Raw genomic sequence first — 19,898 nt, forward strand, 5'->3', positions numbered from 1 at the left:
CATGACGCGACTGCCGGAGCATGATGTGTGCACGGCAGTCGGTGCGGCCGGACGGTCTACCGAGGAGGTGTGTGACGGACTGGGCAGTCGCGGTCGTCGGATCCTTCTTCGTGCTGTTGGTGATGCGCGATGTGTTTCACCCGATCGGCCACGGCAGCGTCGCACCGCAGGTGATGAAGTTCGTCTGGTGGCTGCTGCGGTTGTTCCCACCCGATCGGCGGATTGCGTCGTTGACGGGTCCGCTCGGGATCGCGATGGTCGTGTTGACCTGGGGTGCACTGGCGGTCCTGGGATGGGCGATGCTGTACTACGCCTTGATGCCGGAGGGCTTCGCCTACAGCTCGGAACTCAATCCTGCGGCACGGCACAAGGTGTTCGACTCGGTCTACGTGTCGCTGGTGACCATCGGCACCCTCGGGTTCGGCGACATCGTTCCCACTGCACCGTGGCTTCGTGTGATCGTCCCCCTGGAGGCGTTGTTCGGGTTCATGCTCCTCACCGCCGCAGTGTCCTGGGTGCTACAGATCTACCCCGCCCTTCACCGCCGGCGGGTGCTGGCGTTGGAGCTCTCGACCCTGCGCCAGGCGCGGCGCGCACTGCCCGCCCTCGGAATCGAGTGCGTGCCGACAGATGTGCTGACCGGTATCGCCACCGCGGTGGTGGAGGTCAGGAACGACTTCACCCAGGACAGCGCGACGTACTACTTCCGCGATCTCGAAGCGGACGCATCGCTGGCATCCTCGCTCGAGTACGCCACCCAGCTCGCTGACGAGGCCCATCTCAGCGAAGACCCACAGGTCCGCCTGGCCGGCGCACTCATCTCGGCCGCCGTGGACAGCCTGGCCGGACTTCTCGACGAGGAGTTTCTGCGGCTCGGCGGCGATACCGCAGCCATCATCAAGGCCTATGCCACCGACCACCGCCACAATGACTGACCGAGGCTGGACGGCACCCCTCACGTGCCGGATACGGTGACCACCACTTTGTCGCCGTGACGCTCCGCGGCGCTGCTGAAAGCATTCGCCGCGTCCACCAGCGGATGGCGCTGGGTGACCAGCGAGTCCAATTCGATCCCGTCGGCGGCCAGGGAGATCGCGCGCGCATAGGTGTCGTTCATCCGCCGTACCATCGCAAACGTCAGCCCCTTTCTGCGGGCCGCGGCAGCGGGAAACGACGACGTGTCCTGCGACGGGATCCCGCCGAGCGCGATACGCCCACCGGGTCGAGCGGCAGCCACTGCCGTCTCGATCGCGTGGTCGGTCCCGGCCATCTCGATCACAACGTCCACGCCGCGTCCGTCGGTTGCGTCCACCACCGCTTCCGCACCGTGGTCGGGGGAGAACACTGCGTCGGCACCCCAGCGAAGCGCGGTGGCTCGGCGATGTGCCAGCGGTTCGACGACGAAGACCCGGCGGGCACCTGAGCGGTGCGCCACCTGAACAGCGAGGACACCGATGGGTCCGCCGCCGACCACCAGGACATCCGCTCCCGGCTGCAGGTGGCTGATTCGGACGGCATGGATGGCGACGCCCAGCGGCTCGAGCAGGGCACCGGCGTCGTCACTGATGTCGTCGGGCAGCGGGTGCAGCAGGTGATCCGGCCACACCAGGTGTTCCTGCAATGCGCCGTCGAGGGTGCCGTGACCGGCGAACTGCACTCTGGGACAGAGGTTGTGGTGGCCCGCGTTGCACATCTCGCACGACCCGCAAGGGATTGCGGGGTCGACGGCCACCCGGCGCCCCGCGTGCGGCCCGGCGATCGCGACCGCCGCGAACTCGTGGCCAGGCACGACAGGCCGGTCGATGCGATTCTCGCCGATCCCGCCGTCGACGAACCAGTGCAGATCGGATCCACAGATTCCGACCGAGGTGACGGCGAGCATAGACCAGCCCGGCGGGGCCTCTCCGGGTTCGGTTTCCGTCGCGACCCTCAGGTCACCGACGCCGTGAAGTCGGGCGACGATCATCAGCGGGCCCGGCGATCAGAGTCCCGCGGCGACATGGTGGTAGACGTCGTTCCACTTCAACTCGTGCTGGAAGCCGCGCACCGTCGTCGCGCTGTCGATGACGAGCAGTTCGGTGTCCGTCATCGCGGCGAAGTCGTCGATCGTCTCGGTGGTGACCGCGCTGGTCATCACCGTGTGGTGTGGTGCGCCCGCCATCAGCCACGCCTCGGCCGAGGTGGACCACGACGGCAGTGGTTCCCATACCGCGCAGGCGACTGGGAGATTCGGTAGCGCAGCTGTCGGCTCGACGACACGAACCTCGTTGGCCACCAACCGGAATCGTGACCCCATATCGCAGATGCCGATGATCACCGCATCGGCCGGTGCTGCCGTGAAGCGCAGCCGGACGGGATCGTCGCGGCCACCGATCGACAGCGGGTGCACCTCCAGCGTCGGGGTCCCGGCTGCGATGCTCGGGCAGACCTCGAGCATGTGCGCGCCGAGGATACGCTCGTGGCCCGGGGTCAGGTCGTAGGTGTAGTCCTCCATGAACGAGGTGCCGCCGGGAAGGCCTTCGGCCATCACCTTCACCGTGCGCAGCATCAGCGCCGTCTTCCAGTCACCCTCGCCGCCGAACCCATAGCCATCGGCCATCAATCGCTGGACAGCCAGACCGGGAAGCTGGCGCAGGCCGCCGAGGTCCTCGAAGTTCGTGGTGAACGCGTTGAATCCCCCCTGCTGCAGAAACTTTCGCAGGCCGAGTTCGATCTGGGCGCCGCTGCGCAATGACTGATGGCGGTCACCGCCGGGCAGCAACTCGGCCGCGATCCGGTAGGTGCTCTCATACTCGCGAACCAGTTTGTCGATCTCGGCGGGTCGAACCCGTTCGACAACATCCACCAGGTCGTTGACGCCGTAGGTGTCGACCGATACGCCGAAATGCGCCTCCGCCTCGACCTTGTCGCCCTCGGTGACAGCGACGCCGCGCATGTTGTCCCCGAACCGGGCGACCTTGAGAGTCGACAGTTCCGCGTGACCCAGTGCCGCCCGCACCCAGGAACCGATCCGTTCTCGGGTACGCGGGTCACTGACATGCCCGGCGATCGTTTTACGCGAATGCGACAACCGAGACTGGATGTAGCCGAACTCGCGGTCGCCGTGCGCGGCCTGATTGAGGTTCATGAAATCCATGTCGATGCTGTGCCAGGGCAACTCGACACCGAACTGGGTGTGCAGATGCAGCAGCGGCTTGCGCAGCATCTTGAGCCCCCGGATCCACATCTTCGCCGGCGAGAACGTGTGCATCCAGGCGATCACGCCGATGCACTCGTCGGAGGAGTTCGCCTCGCCGAGTACCCGTGCGATCGATTCGGAGTCGGTGACGACCGGCAGCCACCGCACCTCGACCGGGATCTCCGAGCCGGCGTCGAGGAGTTCTGCGATCTGCCGGGACTGCGTCGCGACCTGGTCGAGGATGTCCTGCCCATACATGGACTGGCTGCCCGTGATCAGCCATACCTGGCTGGTGACGAGTCGAGACGCGATCATCGCTGGTTCTCCTGAAGGGTGTCGGAAGACTGGCCGTACACGTTCTGATAGCGCTCGAACAGCGCAGCGACATCGGCCGCGTCCAGCGTTGGGGCGGCGCCGAGTTGACGGCTGATGTGAACGGTGCGTGCCACATCCTCGACCATCACGGCCGCTTTGACGGCGTCGCGAGCAGTCCGCCCGATGGTGAACGGGCCGTGGTTGCGCATCAGCACCGCCGGGGATCTGCTGTACCGCAACGCCTCGACGATGCCACGGCCGATGGAATCGTCGCCGATGAGCGCAAAAGGTCCCACCGGGATGTCTCCACCGAACTCGTCGGCGATCATCGTGAGTACGCACGGGATGGGCTCGCCGCGCGCGGCCCACGCCGTGGCGTAAGTGGAGTGGGTGTGGACCACACCCCCGACCTCGGGCATGTGGCGATAGACATAGGCGTGAGCAGCGGTGTCCGATGACGGGGCGAGAACCCCGTCGATGAGATTGCCGTGCAGATCACACACCACCATGTCGTCGGGCGTCAACGAGTCATAGTCGGCACCTGAGGGTTTGATGACCATCAGATCCTGATCGGGAACCCGGGCGGACACGTTACCGGCTGTCCAGATGACCAGCTCGTAGTGCGTCAGTTGCGAATGCAGATCGCAGACCTGGCGACGCAGTCCGGCGATGACCCGGTCGATATCGGAGGTGATGGTCATGAGGTGGGCTCCATAGCGGTTTCCGGTGATCCGATACGCCGGAGTCGGCGCATCATGTCGTTGCCGCGACCGAACCAGTCGTAGGCGGTGACGTACTCGCGGTAGAGCTGTTCGTAGGCAGCAACATTGGCAGGAATCGGGGTGTAGGCGTTGCGGTGCCGCCGGCCCATTTGTTTGGCCGCGGTGCGCACATCGCTGAATTCGCCTGCTGCCGTTGCGGCGTGGATGGCCGAGCCCAGCGCGGGAGCCTGCGTGGACGGCACCACCGACAGAGGCAGTCCGACAGCGTCGGCGTAGATCTGCATGAGTAGCTTGTTCTTCAACAGCCCGCCGGCGACCACCAACTCGGTCACCGGGACGCCGTTGGCGACGAACGTCTCCACGATCATCCGGGTGCCGAACGCGGTGGCCTCCAGCAGCGCCCGGTACATGTCGACACAGGTGGTCGCCAACGTCTGCCCGATCATCACGCCCGACAGTTCGTGATCGACGAGTACCGAGCGGTTTCCGCTGTGCCAGTCGAGCGCGACGAGTCCGTGTTCGCCGACCTGTTGGCGACCGGCAAGCTCGGTCAGATACTCATGAAGCGACAGATCTCGACGACGCGCCTCGACCTGATGGCTCTCCGGGACGCAGTTGTCGACGAACCAGCCGAAGATGTCTCCGACCCCTGACTGCCCTGCTTCGTATCCCCAACTGCCCGTTCCTATTCCGCCGTCGACCACGCCACACATCCCGGGCACCTCACGCAGCACCTCGGCGTTCATCACATGGCAGGTCGAGGTTCCCATGATCGCCACCAGTTGCCCTGACTCCATCGCGTCGGCCGCCGCGACGGTGACGTGGGCGTCGACGTTGCCGACGGCGACGGGGATCCCGCTCGGCAGTCCGGTCCACTGGGCCGCCTGCTCGGTCAGATACCCGGCCCGCTCCCCCAGTTGGCCGATCGGGTGATCCAGTTTGTCGGTGACGAAGCCGGCGAACTCCGGGCGCACCGATGCGAGAAACTCCCGGGACGGATACCGGCCGTCCTGGCGGATTCCTTTGTAACCGGCACTGCAGGCATTGCGGACATAACTGCCCGACAGCTGCCAGACGATCCAGTCCGCCGCTTCCACGAAGTGGTCCATGGCGTGGTAGACCGCCGGGTCCTCGTCGAGGATCTCCAGCGCCTTCGCGAACTCCCATTCACTCGAGATCAACCCGCCGTAGCGCGCAAGCCAATACTCTCGCCGCTGTGCGGCAACGGCATTGATTCGATCGGCCTGAGGCTGAGGGGAATGGTGACGCCACAGCTTGACGTAGGCATGTGGGCGATCGTGGAACTCCTCGAGATCGGAGAGCGGGGTTCCATCGGCGCGCACCGGCACCATCGTGCAGGCCGTGAAATCGGTACCGATCCCGACGATGTCAGTGGGATCAACACCTGCCCGCACGACGGCCTCCGGCACGGCGGTGCGCAGCACATCGAGGTAGTCGCCAGGCATCTGCAGCGCCCACTGCGGCGGAAGCCGGACTTCGCTTCCGGGAAGCCTTTCGGTGATCACACCGTGCGCATAGGAGTGCTCGGCACTGGCGAGTTCCCGGCCGTCGCTGACGCGCACGACCAGTGCCCTACCTGAAAGGGTGCCGAAATCGACTCCCACTGTGTACTTCTCGCCACTCACAGCGCCTCCTCGTGCATTGCAGTGCTGTCACGGATGATCAGTTGAGGGGGCAGGAGCGGCACACTGGCAGTCGACCCGTCCAGCGTCGCCATGACGAGGTCGATCGCGCGCTGACCGATCGCCTGGAAGTCCTGGCGGACGGTGGTCAGAGCGGGATTGAGGTATCCCGCTTCGGGGATGTCGTCGAATCCGACGACGCTGATGTCGCCCGGGACCGACAGGCTCGCTTCGGCGAACGCGTGGAGAACCCCGATGGCCATCTGGTCGTTGGCCACGAAAACGGCTGTCGCTTCTCCTCGGCGCACCAGCTCGCGACCGATCTCGTATCCGCGGGCAGGGGTCCAGTCCCCCTCCCAGAATTCCCGGGGGGCAAGTCCGGCACCACGCATCGCTTCCTCGTAACCGGTGCAGCGGCCCTTTGCCTCTGTCCAGTTCATCGGTCCGGCAACGTGGTCGATGGCCCGGTGCCCCAACTCGATGAGGTGCTGGGTGGCTTGTCGGGCACCGCCGATCTGGTCCACACCGACGCTGAGCCCGCGTCCCGACAGATCGCCTTCGACGACGATCAGCGGCAACCCCGCGTCGGCGGAGTGCACGACCGCCAGCGCGTCCTCCTGGGCGGCGATCATCACGATCGCCTCGACCGATTGCCGCGCCAGGTGATCGAGCGCGTCACGCAGCGTCTCCAGGGTGACCTCGGCCAGCGGCACCAGACTGGAGAAGTAACCTGCTGCCCGGGCGGCCTCCTGCACCGACCGCTGGATGCTCGAGGGTCCGTACAGCGCGCTGTTGGTGCCGACGATCCCGATGATTCCGGACCGTCGCGTCACCAGGGCCCGGGCGGCCGTGTTGGGTCGGTACCCGAGTTCCTCGATGGCCTGCTGGACTCTGGCCTTCGTCTCCGGCCGAATGCTGGCGGATCCGTTGATGACTCGCGACACCGTTTGGTGACTGACGCCTGCAAGTCGTGCGACGTCCGCCATCACGGGCTTCGCTGTGATCGGCTGGGCTGGCTGGCTGCTCATCCGGGCTTCCTCACCACTAGTCGTTGCACCAGGACGAATATCAGCAAGAGCACTCCTGTCATGATCCGGGTCTAGTACGAGTCGAGGTTCGCCGCGGTGACGAAAGTCTGAATGGTGCCCAGCACGAGCACCCCGACCACCGAGCCGAGCACGAAGCCGACGCCGCCGGAGAGCAGCACACCACCGATGACCGCCGCCGCGATGGCGTCGAGCTCCAGACCGACACCGTTGAGGCTGTATCCGGACAGCTTCTGGGCCGCCAGCAGCAGTCCGGCCAGGGCGGCACAGAGTCCACTGATCGCGTAGACCGAGACTCGTGACCGGGACGCGTTGAGCCCCATCAGCTGTGCGGAATGCCGGTTGCCTCCGACGGCGTACACCGTGCGGCCGAAACGGGTCTGGTGCAGGACATAAACGGCGATCACCACGACGGCGAGGGCGATCACCACAGTCCAGCGGATGAACTTGTCCTCGTAGAGATAGACGTAGTTCAACCCGACCTCACGGAGCACCGGATCGTTGATCGGCAGCGTGTCCACGCTGATCACGTAACACAGCCCGCGCGCCAGGAACATTCCGGCGAGGGTGACGATGAACGGTTGGACGTCGAAATACTCGATGACCAGGCCCATCATCAGGCCGAGGGTGGGTCCCACCACCAGCACGGTGCCCACGGCCAACGGCATCGGCCAGCCCGCCTGCAAGGTGGTGGCCACGATCACGGTGGACAGCGCCACCACCGAACCCACGCTCAGGTCGATACCACCGGTGAGGAGTACGAACGTCATCCCGACCGCGAGCACGATCAGATAGGCGTTGTCCACCAGAAGGTTCAGGAACACCTGGGCGGGGCTGGCGAAGTCGTAGCGGGTGATGACCGCGGAGAACATCACGACGAACAGCACCAACGAGGCCAACGGCGACAGGTAGCGCCCCCGGGCACGCTGCATCAGGTCTGTGGCGACGACACGAGGTCTCATCGCGGTCCGAGTGCTCATGTTGGGCTCATTTCATCGCCACCGCGGACGTCGACGACGTCGGTCCGGTTGCGGGCTCGGGGATCGAAAGCGGCATCGCTGCCGGTGCCGACCCAGGAGCCGAGTTGCCGGGTTGGCTGGTGGGTCGGGATCGGCGCCGCGAGAACATCTGCCGGAACTTGGGTGCCTGAAGCAGACAGACGGCGATGACCACCAGCGCTTTGAACACCAGCGTGGTCTCGGGGGTGATCCCCACGGTGTACACCGTCGTCGTCAGAGTTTGGATGATCAAGGCGCCCAGGATGGTTCCGGTCAGACTGAACCGTCCACCCAGCAGTGATGTGCCGCCGATGACGACCGCCAGGATGGCGTCCATCTCGATCCACAGCCCCGCGTTGTTGGCGTCGGCTGCCGAGATGTTGGACGCGATCATCAGACCGGCGACCCCGGCGCACAACGCGCAGAAGACGTACACCGCAAAAACGATCGATCGGTACCGCACACCCGCGAGCCGACTGGCATCGGGGTTGATACCGACGGACTCGAGCAGCATGCCCAGCGCGGTGCGCCGGACCAACAGCCCCACCAGCACGAACACCGACAGACTCACCAGGATCGCCACCGGTAGTCCGAAGGCGTAACCGGCCCCGAGCACCTTGAACGGTGCGCTGGTGACCGTGACGATCTGGCCGTCGGTGATGAACAGCGCGATTCCGCGGCCTGCCGTCATCAGGACCAGCGTGGCGATGATCGGCTGGACCCCGAACACCGAGACCAGCATTCCGTTCCACAGCCCCAGGCCCACGGCGACACCGAGTGCGATGCCCATCGCGGTGATGACGGTGCCCGCACCGGCCGGATCCGCGGCTGAAGCGATGTGGGCACACGCCAGCGCGCCGCTGACCGCCACCACCGCACCGACGGACAGATCGATTCCGCGCGACGCGATCACCAGTGTCATGCCGAGCGCCACCAGCATGGTGGGCGCGCCGTTGCGCAGAATGTCGATGAGGCTGCCGAAGAGGTGGCCGTCCTGCACGCGGATGCTCAGGAAGCTGGGTGTCAGAACAACATTCACAGCCAGCAGCGCCGCCAGCGCCAACGCCGGCCACACCAGCGGTGACGCGGTCAGTTTCTTGATCACTGCTCACTCCCCCCGGCGATGAGCGCGGTCAGTTCCCGCACAGTGCACTCCGTGCCGACCTCGGCGATGCAGTGCCCCTCTCGCAGAACCGCGATCCGATCGCTGATCCGCGCGACCTCGTCGAGCTCAGCGGAGATGAACACCACCCCCATGCCGTCGGTCGCCAGATCGGCGACCAGCTTCTGGATCTGTGCCTTGGCACCCACGTCGATGCCCCTGGTGGGTTCGTCGAGGATGAACAGCTGCGGCTCGGTGATCAACCACCGCGCAAGCAGTACCTTCTGCTGGTTGCCGCCGCTGAGGTTCTTCACCAGCGCCCACGGATCGCGGGGCCGGATGTCGAGGGCCTCCATGTAGCGACCCACCAGATCGTCTTTGGTCTTCTTCGACAGCGGCCGCGCGAACCCGCGTCGGGCCTGCAGTGCCAGGACCAGGTTGTCGCGGATGGTGAGCTCGCCGATGATCCCCTCGCCCTTGCGGTCTTCGGAGGAGAACGCGAAACCTTTGGCGATCGCGGCGCGCGGGGAACGCACCGACGCCGCCTTGCCGTTGACGGTCACCCGGCCGCTGCTCGCCCGGTCGGCACCGAAGAGCAAGCGCGCCAACTCGGTTCGGCCCGATCCCAGCAGACCTGCCAGGCCAACCACCTCGCCGCGGTGAACCTGGAAGTCCACCGGATGAACCGCAGGCGGGCGCGCGATGCCCTGTGCGCTGAGAATCGTCTCACCGGCAGCGACGCTGTCCGCGGCGACGGTGTCCCTGATCTCCTCCAGTAGATCGAGTTCGTGGCCGAGCATCGCGGCCACCAGCTTCACTCTGTCCAGCGCCGCCGTCGGGTATTCGCCGACCAGACGACCGTTGCGCAGGACCGTCATTCGATCGGATATCTCGTAGACCTGGTCGAGGAAATGGGAGACGAAGAGAATCGCCGTGGCACCGTCGCGCAGGCGTCGCATCACGCGGAACAGTTCGGCGACCTCGTCGGCGTCGAGGCTCGACGTCGGCTCGTCGAGGATCAGCACCCGCGCAGATACCGCCGTCGCGCGGGCAATCGCGACAAGCTGCTGAAGGGCGATCGGGTGGGCGCCCAGGGTTGAGCTGGGATCGATGGTCAGATCGAGGTCGCCGAGCAGCTCCGCCGCCCGACGGTTCATCGCGCGGTAGTCGATACGCCCCAGCCGGCGCGGTTCTCGGCCCAACAGGATGTTCTCTGCGACAGTCAGATTGGTGCAGAGGTTCACCTCTTGGTAGACGGTGCTGATGCCTGACTCCTGCGCCTGGCGCGGGCCGGTGAAGCGCTGTTCGACGCCGTCGACGGTGATGCTGCCGGAGTCGATGTCGTAGACGCCGGTGAGCGCTTTAATCAGGGTCGATTTGCCGGCGCCGTTCTCACCCATCAGGGCGTGGATCTCGCCAGGCAGCAGCCGGAAGTCGACGCCGTCGAGGGCCTTCACACCCGGGAAGTCGATGGTGACCGCGCGCATCTGGACCACCGCGGCGTCGCTACGCCCGGAGACCGGTGCTGTCATCGAGGAGTCCTTAGGTAGTGGTTGATGCCGCCCGGGCCGCAAGGGGTCCGGTCCGGGCGGCATCAACGGTTCGTGTTTCAGTACTTGCGATCGGGCAGTACCGCGGCCGCGTGCTGCTGGTCGAAGGTCTCATCCGGGGTCACCACGCGGGTCGGGACCTCTTCACCGGCGACCACCTTCTCGGCCAAGGTCATCAACTCGGGGCCGAGCAGCGGATTGCACTCCACGATGAAATTGAACTTGCCGTCGGCGAGAGCCTGCATACCGTCGCGGGTGGCATCGATGGCCACGATCTTGATGTCCTGACCCGGTGTCATTCCGGCCGCCTCGATGGCTTCCATCGCCCCGAGCGCCATGTCATCGTTCTGCGCGAAGACCAGGTCGATCGCCGGGTTGGCCTTGAGAAAGGCCTCCATCACCTGCTTGCCGCCCGAACGGGTGAAATCACCGGTCTGCGAAGAGATCACCGTGAGCTTGGGGTCCGCAGCGATCGCCTCGGCGAAGCCCGAACTGCGTTCCATCGCCGGGTCCGAACCGGTCGTGCCCTCGAGTTGAACGATGTTGACCGGCCCTGGGGCCGACGCATACTCCTTGACCACCCACTCGCCCGCCCACTGCCCTTCCCGGACGAAGTCCGCCCCGACGAAGGTCTTGTAGACGTCGGGTTCCTGGGTGTCGACGGCACGATCGGTGAGGATGACGGGAATCGCGGCATTTTTGGCTTCCAGCAGGACGGCGTCCCATCCGGTGCGCACCACCGGGCTGAACGCGATCACATCAACACGCTGCTGGATGAACGAGCGGATCGCAGAGATCTGGTTCTCCTGCTCGCCGTTGGCGTCGGAGAATTTGAGGTCGATGTCGGCGTCCTGCGCAGCGTCCTGGATGGACGTCGTGTTCGCGGTGCGCCACCCACTCTCGGCGCCCACCTGAGAGAAGCCCATCGTGATCTGCCCGTCACCAGACCCCTCGCCGTCACCGCCGCCCGGGGCGGGTCCGCTGCCGCACGCGGCCAGCGCGCCCACGGTCACGATGCCGATCACCGAAGAGAGAAATCTATTCACGACTGCTCCTTAATAGTGTCTGTTTGCCCAGTTCAAGCCCGTGCCGGATCAGGTTCGGCAGGCCGCGGAAGATGCGGGAAACGATGTGACCGGCATTACACCTTCCGGATGTTAACGCTCACATCGAACCGCTGTCAACGATTTTGTTAGCGCTCACATTTGTTGGCGTGAAGTCTTGACAAGGCCGTGAGGAGAGTCACAAGATCGTTGATGTTAACGCTCACATCACCTGCGGCCCGCCGCGCGGGATCCGCGATGTCGAGCAAGCCAAACCGGAGGATTTCATGCGCAAGAGCTTTGTTCGCGTCGTGGGTGCACTGGCCGCGGTAGCCGTACTCACCAGCGTCGGCTGCGGCCGTTCGACACCGACCGAGGCCGCCCAGAGCGGTGGCGAGCGCACGGGCACCGTCGGCATCGCGATGCCGACCAAGTCGTCCGAGCGCTGGGTCGCCGACGGGGACAACATGGCCGAGCAGTTCCAATCGCTCGGCTACGAGACCGACCTGCAGTACGGCGACGACGTGGTGCAGAACCAGGTGTCGCAGGTCGAGAACATGATCACCAAGGGCGTCCGGGTCCTCGTCATCGCACCCATCGACGGCTCGTCACTGACCAACACCCTGCAGCGCGCTGCCGATGCCGGCATTCCGGTCGTCAGCTACGACCGGTTGATTCGTGGGTCCGAAAACGTCGACTACTACGCGACATTCGACAATTTCCAGGTCGGGGTCCTGCAGGCGTCCTACATCGTCGACACCCTCGGTCTGGAACAGAACGAGGGACCGTTCACCGTCGAACTATTCGCCGGGTCTCCCGACGACAACAACGCGACCTTCTTCTTCGACGGCGCGATGAGCGTGCTTCAGCCCTACATCGACAGCGGCAAGCTTGTCATCAGGAGCGGTCAGACGTCGTTCGACCAGGTGGCCACGCTGCGCTGGGACGGCGGGCTCGCTCAGTCACGGATGGACAACCTGCTGAGCCGTTCCTACACCAGCGGTCGGTTGGATGCCGTGCTGTCCCCGTACGACGGCATGTCCCTCGGGATAATCTCCGCGTTGAAGAGCTCCGGTTACGGCACGCCCGCCAATCCGCTGCCGGTCGTCACCGGACAGGACGCCGAGTTGGCGTCGGTGAAGTCGATCATCGCCGGCGAGCAGACCCAGACTGTCTTCAAGGACACCCGCGAGCTCGCGAAAGCCGCCGTGCAAATGGCTGATTCGCTGCTCACCGGCGGTTCGCCGGAGGTCAACGACACCAACACCTACGACAATGGGACGAAGGTGGTGCCGGCGTATCTCCTCGAGCCGGTCAGCGTGGACAAGAACAACTACCAGAACGCCCTCGTCGAGTCCGGGTACTACACCGCGGCACAGGTCGCCTGATGGACCGCACCGCCGCGCCACTACTCGAGATGCGGGACATCACCAAACGATTCGGCAACGTGACGGCCTTGTCCGAGGTCAACCTGACCGTGCACCGGGGTGAGATCCACGCGATCTGCGGTGAGAACGGCGCCGGAAAGTCGACGCTGATGAAGGTGCTCAGCGGGATCTATCCGCACGGCAGCTACTCCGGTGAGATCGTCTTCGACGGTCGGCCAGGCGATTTCAAGGACATCCGATCCAGTGAACGCCGCGGCATCGGGATCATCCACCAGGAACTCGCACTGGCCCCGGTGCTGTCCATCGCCGAGAACATCTTCCTCGGCAACGAGCACGCCTCGGCGGGGGTGATCAGCTGGCACGAGACCATGACCCACGCTCAACAACTGCTCGATCGGGTGGGTCTGAGCGAGAGCCCCCGTACTCGCATCTCCGACATCGGCGTCGGCAAGCAACAGCTCGTCGAGATCGCCAAAGCGCTGTCCAAGAAGGTGCAGCTACTCATCCTCGACGAGCCGACCGCAGCCCTCAACGACGAGGACAGCCGCCATCTGCTCGACCTGATCGTCGAGCTCAGAGGCCAGGGTCTGACCTGCATCATCATCTCGCACAAGCTCAATGAGGTGATGCGCGTCGCCGACAACATCACGATCCTGCGCGATGGCCGCACCATCGAGACTCGCGCTGTTGAGCATGAGCTCACCGAAGAGCACATCATCCGGGGCATGGTGGGCCGCGACATGGTCGACCGCTTCCCGGAGCGGTCGACTCACCCCATCGGCGAAGTCACCTTCGCCATCAACGACTGGACCGTGTTCCACCCACTCGATCAGCAGCGCAAGGTCGTCGACGATGTCTCCATCAACGTCCGGCGTGGTGAGATCGTCGGCTTGGCCGGGTTGATGGGAGCGGGCCGCACCGAGCTCGCAATGAGTGTCTTCGGCCGCAGCTACGGCAAGAAGGCCGGCGGAACGGTTTTCAAAGATGGACAAGAGATTCAGACGCGCACGGTGTCTGAAGCAATCGCGCATCGCATCGCCTACGCCACCGAGGACCGAAAGCACTATGGGCTCAACCTGATGGACGACATCGCCCGCAGCGTGACTCTGGCGTCGCTACCCAAGGTGAGCAGGATGTCGATCATCAACGAGCACGAAGAGACCGTCGTCGCCGAGCGGTTCCGAAAGGACATGCGCATCAAGGCGCAGTCGGTGAAGGCCACCACGGGAAACCTGTCGGGCGGCAACCAGCAGAAGGTGGTGCTCAGCAAGTGGATCTTCGCGGACCCGGACGTGCTGATCCTCGACGAACCCACCCGCGGCATCGACGTCGGTGCCAAGTACGAGATCTACATGATCATCAATTCTCTTGCTGCGCAGGGAAAGGCGGTCATCGTGATCTCCTCCGAACTCCCGGAGCTGATCGGCATGTGTGACCGCATATACACCCTCAACGAGGGTCGTCTCACCGGTGAGGTGGCACGCGAGGACGCCGCGCAGGAGACGTTGATGCGCTACATGATGAAGGGACGCACTTAGATGACCGCCTCTCCCACGGTGAGCACACCGGCCGACGCACCGGCGCCGCCGCCATCGGATTCGCCCGTCGCACGACTGCGAACGGCGCTGCAGGGCAACTTCCGGCAGTACGGCATGGTCGTCGCGCTGCTCCTGATCGTGCTGCTCTTCCAGGTTCTGACCGACGGCATTCTGCTCAAGCCGCTCAACGTCACCAACATCGTTCAGCAGAACGGCTACATTCTGATCCTCGCGATCGGAATGGTCATCGTGATCATCTCGGGACACATCGATCTGTCGGTGGGATCCATCGCCGGATTCGTCGGCGCCATGTCGGCGGTGTTGATGATCACCCACGACATGCCCTGGCCCGTCGCCGTGGTGCTCTGCCTGCTTCTGGGTGCACTGATCGGCGCGTGGCAGGGTTTCTGGATCGCCTACGTCGGCATTCCGTCGTTCATCGTGACGCTGGCCGGGATGCTGGTGTTCCGCGGGGCAACCCAGTACCTGTTGGAGGGGCAGTCGATCGCGCCCTTCCCGAGTAGTTTCGGTCAGGTCAGCAGCGGGTTCCTTCCCGAGATCGGCGGCAGCAGCCTCTACCACTGGCCGACCATGATCCTCGGTGCGGTTGTCACGATCGCGGCTCTGTGGCAACAGGTTCGACAGCGAAGGACGCAGTCACACTACGGATTCGACGTCCTGCCGGTGGGTTGGTTCGCCGCGAAGTGCGCGGCGATCGTCGTGGCGCTCGCCGCATTCACCCTCCTTCTCGCCAGCTATCGAGGGGTGCCGGTCGTCGGCATCGTCCTGGTGGTCGCGTTCGTCATCTACGCCTTCGTCATGCGCTCGACCGTGTTCGGGCGGCAGGTCTACGCGGTCGGCGGCAACGTGGCAGCCGCGAGGCTGTCCGGTGTGAAGACCAAGCGGGTGACGTTCCTGGTTTTTGTGAACATGGGTCTGCTCTCCGCGCTGGCCGGACTGCTGTTCGCCGCGCGACTGAATTCCGCCACTCCGCAGGCGGGTATCGGGATGGAGTTGGAGGCGATCGCCGCCGCGTTCATCGGCGGCGCGTCGGCCAACGGTGGCGTCGGGACGGTGTTCGGGGCCATCATCGGCGGTTTTGTCCTCGGTGTGCTGAACAACGGAATGTCGCTGATCGGTATCGGCAGCGACGTGCAGCAGGTGATCAAAGGACTGGTCCTGCTGGCCGCGGTCGGATTCGACGTCTACAACAAGAAGAAGGGCGGATCCTGACATGCCGGGCGGAGGCATCGCGGATCGCTTCGAACATGACATCGTGACATTCATGCGTAGCTGGGCACCCTACGGCGGACCTCCCGCCGACGAGGTACTACCCGAGTTCGGGCTGACACGAGATCAACTGGTGCACCGCTATCAGCAGATCGTCACCACCGAGATCGCACGTCGGGAACAGGAGCGGCGCCACCAACCCTGGTTGGCGCTGCGCCGGGCCGGCCTCCACGAGGAAGGGCAGCAGTCGGCGCGATGACACCCACGGAGGTGAAGCCGTGGACGTTGGCCGACGGACGCGACGAGCTGTTCTTCGTGTTACCGGGCCACCGCTGCAGTCCTGTCGCCGACCGGCGGCAGCTACCCGATAGAACAACCACGCAGTCGGAGTTACGTTTCGACCGCAGCACCGAACAGTGGGTGGTCATCGCCGGGCTTCGCCAAGAGCGCACCTACAAGCCGCCGCCAGACCAGTGCCCGCTGTGCCCCGGACCCACCGGACTCACCAGTGAGGTGCCGGCTACCGACTACGATGTCGTCGTTTTCGAGAATCGCTTCGCGAGCTTGTCGGAAGCCGACGGATCTGGGTCCCCTCTTCCGGCGCCGGTCGGCGACGACTTCGTCTCCGCGCCGAGTCACGGTCGGTGCGAGGTCATCTGCTTCTCCAGCGACCACCACAGTTCGTTCGCGGACCTGAGTTTTCCCCAGGCCCAGCTCGTCGTCGAGGCATGGCGGCACCGCACTGCCGACCTCCTGTCACGACCCGGCATCGAGCAGGTGTTCTGTTTCGAGAACCGCGGCGAGGAGATCGGCGTGACGCTGACTCATCCGCACGGTCAGATATTCGGTTATCCCTACCTGACCCCCCGCACCGAGCGAATGCTTCGGGCGGCGCGGGCCCATCGGACGAGCCACGGCAGCAACTTGTTCGCCGACATCCTGGCGCAGGAGGTCGCCGCCGGAAGCCGAGTTGTCGCCACCAACAACGGTTTCACCGCCTTCGTGCCCTTCGCGGCACGCTGGCCGGTCGAGGTCCACATCTACCCGAACAGGTTCGTGCACAACCTGCTCGACCTCGACGCCGCCGAACTCGACGACTTCACAGAAATCTACCTGGATATCCTCAACCGGCTGGATCGCCTCTACCCCACCCCTCTGCCGTATATGGCGGCGTTGCACCAGTACTCCGATACCGACGCGCAGCGCGAGGGGTACTTCCACATCGAGGTGATCTCGACCCGACGCAGCGCCACCAAGCTGAAGTATCTGGCTTCCTCGGAATCGGCGATGGAGGCGTTCATCAGCGATGTGGTGCCGGAGGACGTCGCCGCCATGCTGCGAGGCGTGGAAGAGTGACCATCTCCCAAGACACCATCGAGTATTCGGCGCCCGGCCGGATCAACCTCATCGGCGAGCACACCGACTACAACCACGGCTTGGCGTTGCCGATCGCCCTGCCCGAGCGCACCGTCGTCACCTACCACCCCGACGACACCGATTCGCTCACCGTCAGTAGCGACCGCGCCTCCAACCCGGTGAGATTTCCGCTCGACGTGAATCCGGGTGAGGTCGACGGCTGGGCAAGCTACATCGCAGGAGTGGTCTGGGCGCTGCGGAGCTCAGGTCATGCGGTCACCGGCGGCACGATGGCGGTCACCGGCGGTGTCGAGATGGGCTCGGGGCTCGCGTCGTCGGCCGCTCTGGAGTGCGCGGCACTCGGCGCAATCCTCGCCGCCACGGGGCAACCGCTGGACCGGATCGCACAGGCACGCATCGCCCAGCGGGCCGAGAACGAATTCGTCGGCGCCCCGACAGGCCTGCTGGATCAGCTGGCGATACTCTTCGCCGAACCGCAACGGGCCCAGATGATCGACTTCCGCAGCGTCACAGTCGAATCAGTGGCTTTTGATCCGGACTCCCAGGGCGTTGCGCTTCTACTCATCAACTCCCATGCCACCCACCGGCACGCAGATGGTGAGTACGCCGCGCGACGCAGGTCGTGTGAGCGATCCGCCGCGGACCTGGGTGTCGCTTCGCTGCGGGACGTGCAGGACCGGGAACCGACACCGTGGGAGAAGGTCTCACATCCCGGCGACGCCCGCCGCGCCCGGCACATCATCACCGAGAACCAACGGGTGCTCGATGTTGTTGATGCGCTCGCTGTCCCCGACTACGTCGAAGTGGGTCGTCTGTTGACCGCGTCCCACACCTCGATGCGTGATGACTTCCAGATCACCACCGAGCACATCGATCTCATCGCCGAAACGGCGACTCTTGCAGGTGCGTTCGGCGCACGCATGACCGGCGGCGGATTCGGTGGTTGCGTGATCGCCCTGGTCGAGAAGGAGCGAATGGCTGCGGTCGATGCTGCTGTGCGTAACACGATGCAGCAGGGCGGATTCCGAACCCCAACCATCGTGCACACGCACGCCGGCGGCGGTGCCGGCCACGCAGTGAGCCCAACGCCGGGCTGATGACCTCACGGCGCCTTGTCTTGGTCGTCAGGATCAGTGGACTCTCCGATGAGTAGGTCATGCAGGGTGTTCGATGTCGTGTGCGCTGCCGCCGAGAACGGCTCGAGGACAATGTGCACCCCGGTGGCGTGCAGTTTCGCGGCATCGTGTGGCGTGTGGGCGGTCAACGCGATGGTGCCGACGTACTGGTGGTGACGAAGGCCGTGGAGGAGAGCCAGGTTGGTTTGCAGCATCGGGATGGCGCTGACGACATACTTCGCCTTCTCCAGCGGCAGAGCCGCCAGAAGGTCCACGTCCTCCGCGCTGCCGAACGTCGTCGTCACGCCGTCACCGTCGTTCGTCTTCACCGAGTGCGGGTCGAAGTCGACCGCGAGCACGCGGTGGCCGGCAGCGCTGAGCCGGCGCGCCAGATGGCTACCGAATCGACCGAGTCCGAAAACGATCACGTCGTACTCATCTTCTGCGCCAACATGTTCCGGTGCCTTGCTACCACTGCGCTCGAACACGGCCAGCCACCGTTTCACCCTGTCGTAGAGCTGGTGGGAGTACATGATCATGTAGGTCGATCCCGCGATGGTGATCAGGCCGACCACCGTGATCAGACTGACGGTGGCACTGGTGATATGGCCGAGGCTCAATCCCAGCGCGGCCAGGATCAGCGAGAACTCCGATATCTGGGCGACCGTCAACCCTGCGAGGAAGCCGATGCGCACGGGGTAGCGCATCGCCGCCATGATCACGATGACGATCAACGGGTTTCCGATCAACACGAATGCCGAGAAGATCACGGCCTCGGTGATCTGCCTTGCAGCGTCTGTGAATTCGAGTCGGGCACCGAGATCGAGGAAGAAGAACAACAACAGGAAGTCGCGCAGGCTGACCAGCCGCGCTCCGAGCGCCTCACGGTATGGGGTGCTCGCCAACGACACACCTGCGAGGAAGGCGCCGACTTCGGAACTGAACCCCAGCCACTCGCTCAACGCCGCCAACGACGTCGCATAAGCCACACCGAACAGCACCAGGAGCTCTTGGGACTTTGCAACGTGAGGCAGCAACCACGGCAGGATGTAGCGCATGAGCAGCCAAGTTCCACCGATCAGGCCTGCACCCTTGATCAGCACGCTGGCGATACCCAGCCCGAGGTTATCGCCGGTGTCCTGCCCGAAGGCGGTGAGCGCGATCATCACCAGGACCACGACGATGTCCTGGACGATCAGGAAGCCGATCGCGATCCGGCCGTGCAGCTGGTCCAGTTCCCGTTTGTCCGACAACAATTTGACGATGATGATCGTCGACGAAAATGTCAGAGCCACTGCGACATAGACCGCAGTGACACTGTCCATGCCGAGCCCCACGGCGATGAGGAAGCCGACCACCGAGGTGAAGAGCACCTGCCCCAGCCCCGTCGCCAATGCCACGGGGCCAGTGCTGCGGATCATGTGCAGGTCGAGCCGCAATCCGACCAGGAACAACAGGATCGCGATGCCGAGCCTTGCCAGTAGTTCGATCGTGCTGTCAGCCGATACCCATCCGGTGCCCACCGGACCGACCGCGATGCCTACGACAATGAACGCGACGATGAGGGGTTGACGTAGCCGGGTGGCGATCAACCCGGCGACGGCGGCGATCGCCAAGATGACAGCGATCGTGGTGAATGGGTGCAGGTCCATG

The 19,898-nt window shown here is 64.8% G+C and carries 17 protein-coding genes; 7 read left to right on the forward strand and 10 right to left on the reverse strand.

Going from position 1 to position 19,898, the window contains the following annotated elements; translation table 11 throughout:
* Positions 1–71 precede the first annotated feature (71 nt).
* On the forward strand, positions 72–935 hold the full coding sequence (locus ABDC78_RS28350; protein ID WP_347133259.1) for a potassium channel family protein: 864 nt from the start codon (positions 72–74) through the stop codon (positions 933–935).
* Positions 936–955: 20 nt separating this feature from the next.
* On the opposite strand, the gene ABDC78_RS28355 is transcribed toward ABDC78_RS28350, so the two are convergent.
* From ABDC78_RS28355 to ABDC78_RS28395, 9 genes are all read right to left on the reverse strand, one after another.
* Positions 956–1,966: a zinc-binding dehydrogenase gene (locus tag ABDC78_RS28355; RefSeq protein ID WP_347133260.1), complete on the reverse strand. Its 1,011-nt coding sequence runs from the start codon at positions 1,964–1,966 to the stop codon at positions 956–958.
* A gap of 15 nt (positions 1,967–1,981) precedes the next feature.
* Positions 1,982–3,493 carry an L-arabinose isomerase gene (gene araA / locus ABDC78_RS28360; RefSeq protein ID WP_178358176.1) on the reverse strand — a complete coding sequence of 504 codons (1,512 nt, stop codon included), beginning with the start codon at positions 3,491–3,493 and terminating at the stop codon, positions 1,982–1,984.
* Positions 3,490–4,194: an L-ribulose-5-phosphate 4-epimerase gene (locus tag ABDC78_RS28365; protein ID WP_178358175.1), complete on the reverse strand. Its 705-nt coding sequence runs from the start codon at positions 4,192–4,194 to the stop codon at positions 3,490–3,492. The genes araA and ABDC78_RS28365 overlap by 4 nt, the downstream gene beginning before the upstream one ends.
* Positions 4,191–5,861 carry a ribulokinase gene (gene araB, locus ABDC78_RS28370; RefSeq protein ID WP_178358174.1) on the reverse strand — a complete coding sequence of 557 codons (1,671 nt, stop codon included), beginning with the start codon at positions 5,859–5,861 and terminating at the stop codon, positions 4,191–4,193. Before araB ends, ABDC78_RS28365 begins: the two co-directional genes overlap by 4 nt.
* Positions 5,858–6,886, reverse strand: coding sequence for a LacI family DNA-binding transcriptional regulator (locus ABDC78_RS28375; RefSeq protein WP_178358173.1), 1,029 nt, complete (start codon positions 6,884–6,886; stop codon positions 5,858–5,860). Before ABDC78_RS28375 ends, araB begins: the two co-directional genes overlap by 4 nt.
* Before the next feature lie 71 nt (positions 6,887–6,957).
* Positions 6,958–7,884 (reverse strand): sugar ABC transporter permease YjfF, encoded by a 927-nt coding sequence (locus ABDC78_RS28380; protein WP_256735970.1) that lies wholly within the window; start codon positions 7,882–7,884, stop codon positions 6,958–6,960.
* Positions 7,885–7,891: 7 nt separating this feature from the next.
* The gene (locus ABDC78_RS28385; protein ID WP_178358172.1) at positions 7,892–9,007 is read right to left on the reverse strand and encodes an ABC transporter permease; all 1,116 of its coding nucleotides are present in this window, start codon (positions 9,005–9,007) and stop codon (positions 7,892–7,894) included.
* Entirely contained in the window at positions 9,004–10,536 is a 1,533-nt protein-coding gene (locus ABDC78_RS28390) for a sugar ABC transporter ATP-binding protein (protein ID WP_256735969.1), read from the reverse strand. Before ABDC78_RS28390 ends, ABDC78_RS28385 begins: the two co-directional genes overlap by 4 nt.
* Before the next feature lie 77 nt (positions 10,537–10,613).
* Positions 10,614–11,600 carry an ABC transporter substrate-binding protein gene (locus tag ABDC78_RS28395; protein ID WP_178358171.1) on the reverse strand — a complete coding sequence of 329 codons (987 nt, stop codon included), beginning with the start codon at positions 11,598–11,600 and terminating at the stop codon, positions 10,614–10,616.
* 284 nt (positions 11,601–11,884) lie between these two features.
* Between ABDC78_RS28395 and chvE the strand changes: the two genes are divergently transcribed.
* Genes chvE through ABDC78_RS28425 form a run of 6 tightly spaced genes read left to right on the forward strand, consistent with a single transcriptional unit; the run spans position 11,885 to position 18,227 of the window.
* The gene (gene chvE / locus ABDC78_RS28400) at positions 11,885–12,985 is read left to right on the forward strand and encodes a multiple monosaccharide ABC transporter substrate-binding protein (protein WP_178358170.1); all 1,101 of its coding nucleotides are present in this window, start codon (positions 11,885–11,887) and stop codon (positions 12,983–12,985) included.
* Positions 12,985–14,523 carry a multiple monosaccharide ABC transporter ATP-binding protein gene (mmsA, locus tag ABDC78_RS28405; RefSeq protein WP_178358169.1) on the forward strand — a complete coding sequence of 513 codons (1,539 nt, stop codon included), beginning with the start codon at positions 12,985–12,987 and terminating at the stop codon, positions 14,521–14,523. The genes chvE and mmsA overlap by 1 nt, the downstream gene beginning before the upstream one ends.
* Positions 14,524–15,756: a multiple monosaccharide ABC transporter permease gene (gene mmsB, locus ABDC78_RS28410; protein WP_178358168.1), complete on the forward strand. Its 1,233-nt coding sequence runs from the start codon at positions 14,524–14,526 to the stop codon at positions 15,754–15,756.
* 52 nt (positions 15,757–15,808) lie between these two features.
* Positions 15,809–16,012, forward strand: a complete 204-nt coding sequence (locus ABDC78_RS28415) for a hypothetical protein (protein ID WP_178358167.1) — start codon at positions 15,809–15,811, stop codon at positions 16,010–16,012.
* Positions 16,009–17,109: a galactose-1-phosphate uridylyltransferase gene (gene galT, locus ABDC78_RS28420; RefSeq protein ID WP_178358166.1), complete on the forward strand. Its 1,101-nt coding sequence runs from the start codon at positions 16,009–16,011 to the stop codon at positions 17,107–17,109. The genes ABDC78_RS28415 and galT overlap by 4 nt, the downstream gene beginning before the upstream one ends.
* On the forward strand, positions 17,106–18,227 hold the full coding sequence (locus ABDC78_RS28425; RefSeq protein ID WP_178358165.1) for a galactokinase: 1,122 nt from the start codon (positions 17,106–17,108) through the stop codon (positions 18,225–18,227). Before galT ends, ABDC78_RS28425 begins: the two co-directional genes overlap by 4 nt.
* Before the next feature lie 5 nt (positions 18,228–18,232).
* On the opposite strand, the gene ABDC78_RS28430 is transcribed toward ABDC78_RS28425, so the two are convergent.
* Positions 18,233–19,897 (reverse strand): cation:proton antiporter family protein, encoded by a 1,665-nt coding sequence (locus tag ABDC78_RS28430; RefSeq protein WP_178358164.1) that lies wholly within the window; start codon positions 19,895–19,897, stop codon positions 18,233–18,235.
* Between the last annotated feature and the right edge of the window lies 1 nt (position 19,898).

Source organism: Mycobacterium sp. DL (assembly GCF_039729195.1).
In the GTDB taxonomy this organism is placed as follows: Bacteria; Actinomycetota; Actinomycetes; order Mycobacteriales; family Mycobacteriaceae; genus Mycobacterium; species Mycobacterium hippocampi_A.

Coding starts and splice junctions, on each gene's coding strand:
- ABDC78_RS28355 (WP_347133260.1), bottom strand. CDS start 1,966: ATGATCGTCGCCCGACTTCACGGCGTCGGTGACCTGAGGGTCGCGACG.
- araA (WP_178358176.1), bottom strand. CDS start 3,493: ATGATCGCGTCTCGACTCGTCACCAGCCAGGTATGGCTGATCACGGGC.
- ABDC78_RS28365 (WP_178358175.1), bottom strand. CDS start 4,194: ATGACCATCACCTCCGATATCGACCGGGTCATCGCCGGACTGCGTCGC.
- ABDC78_RS28375 (WP_178358173.1), bottom strand. CDS start 6,886: ATGAGCAGCCAGCCAGCCCAGCCGATCACAGCGAAGCCCGTGATGGCG.
- ABDC78_RS28380 (WP_256735970.1), bottom strand. CDS start 7,884: ATGAGCACTCGGACCGCGATGAGACCTCGTGTCGTCGCCACAGACCTG.
- ABDC78_RS28390 (WP_256735969.1), bottom strand. CDS start 10,536: ATGACAGCACCGGTCTCCGGGCGTAGCGACGCCGCGGTGGTCCAGATG.
- chvE (WP_178358170.1), top strand. CDS start 11,885: ATGCGCAAGAGCTTTGTTCGCGTCGTGGGTGCACTGGCCGCGGTAGCC.
- mmsA (WP_178358169.1), top strand. CDS start 12,985: ATGGACCGCACCGCCGCGCCACTACTCGAGATGCGGGACATCACCAAA.
- mmsB (WP_178358168.1), top strand. CDS start 14,524: ATGACCGCCTCTCCCACGGTGAGCACACCGGCCGACGCACCGGCGCCG.
- ABDC78_RS28415 (WP_178358167.1), top strand. CDS start 15,809: ATGCGTAGCTGGGCACCCTACGGCGGACCTCCCGCCGACGAGGTACTA.
- galT (WP_178358166.1), top strand. CDS start 16,009: ATGACACCCACGGAGGTGAAGCCGTGGACGTTGGCCGACGGACGCGAC.
- ABDC78_RS28430 (WP_178358164.1), bottom strand. CDS start 19,897: ATGGACCTGCACCCATTCACCACGATCGCTGTCATCTTGGCGATCGCC.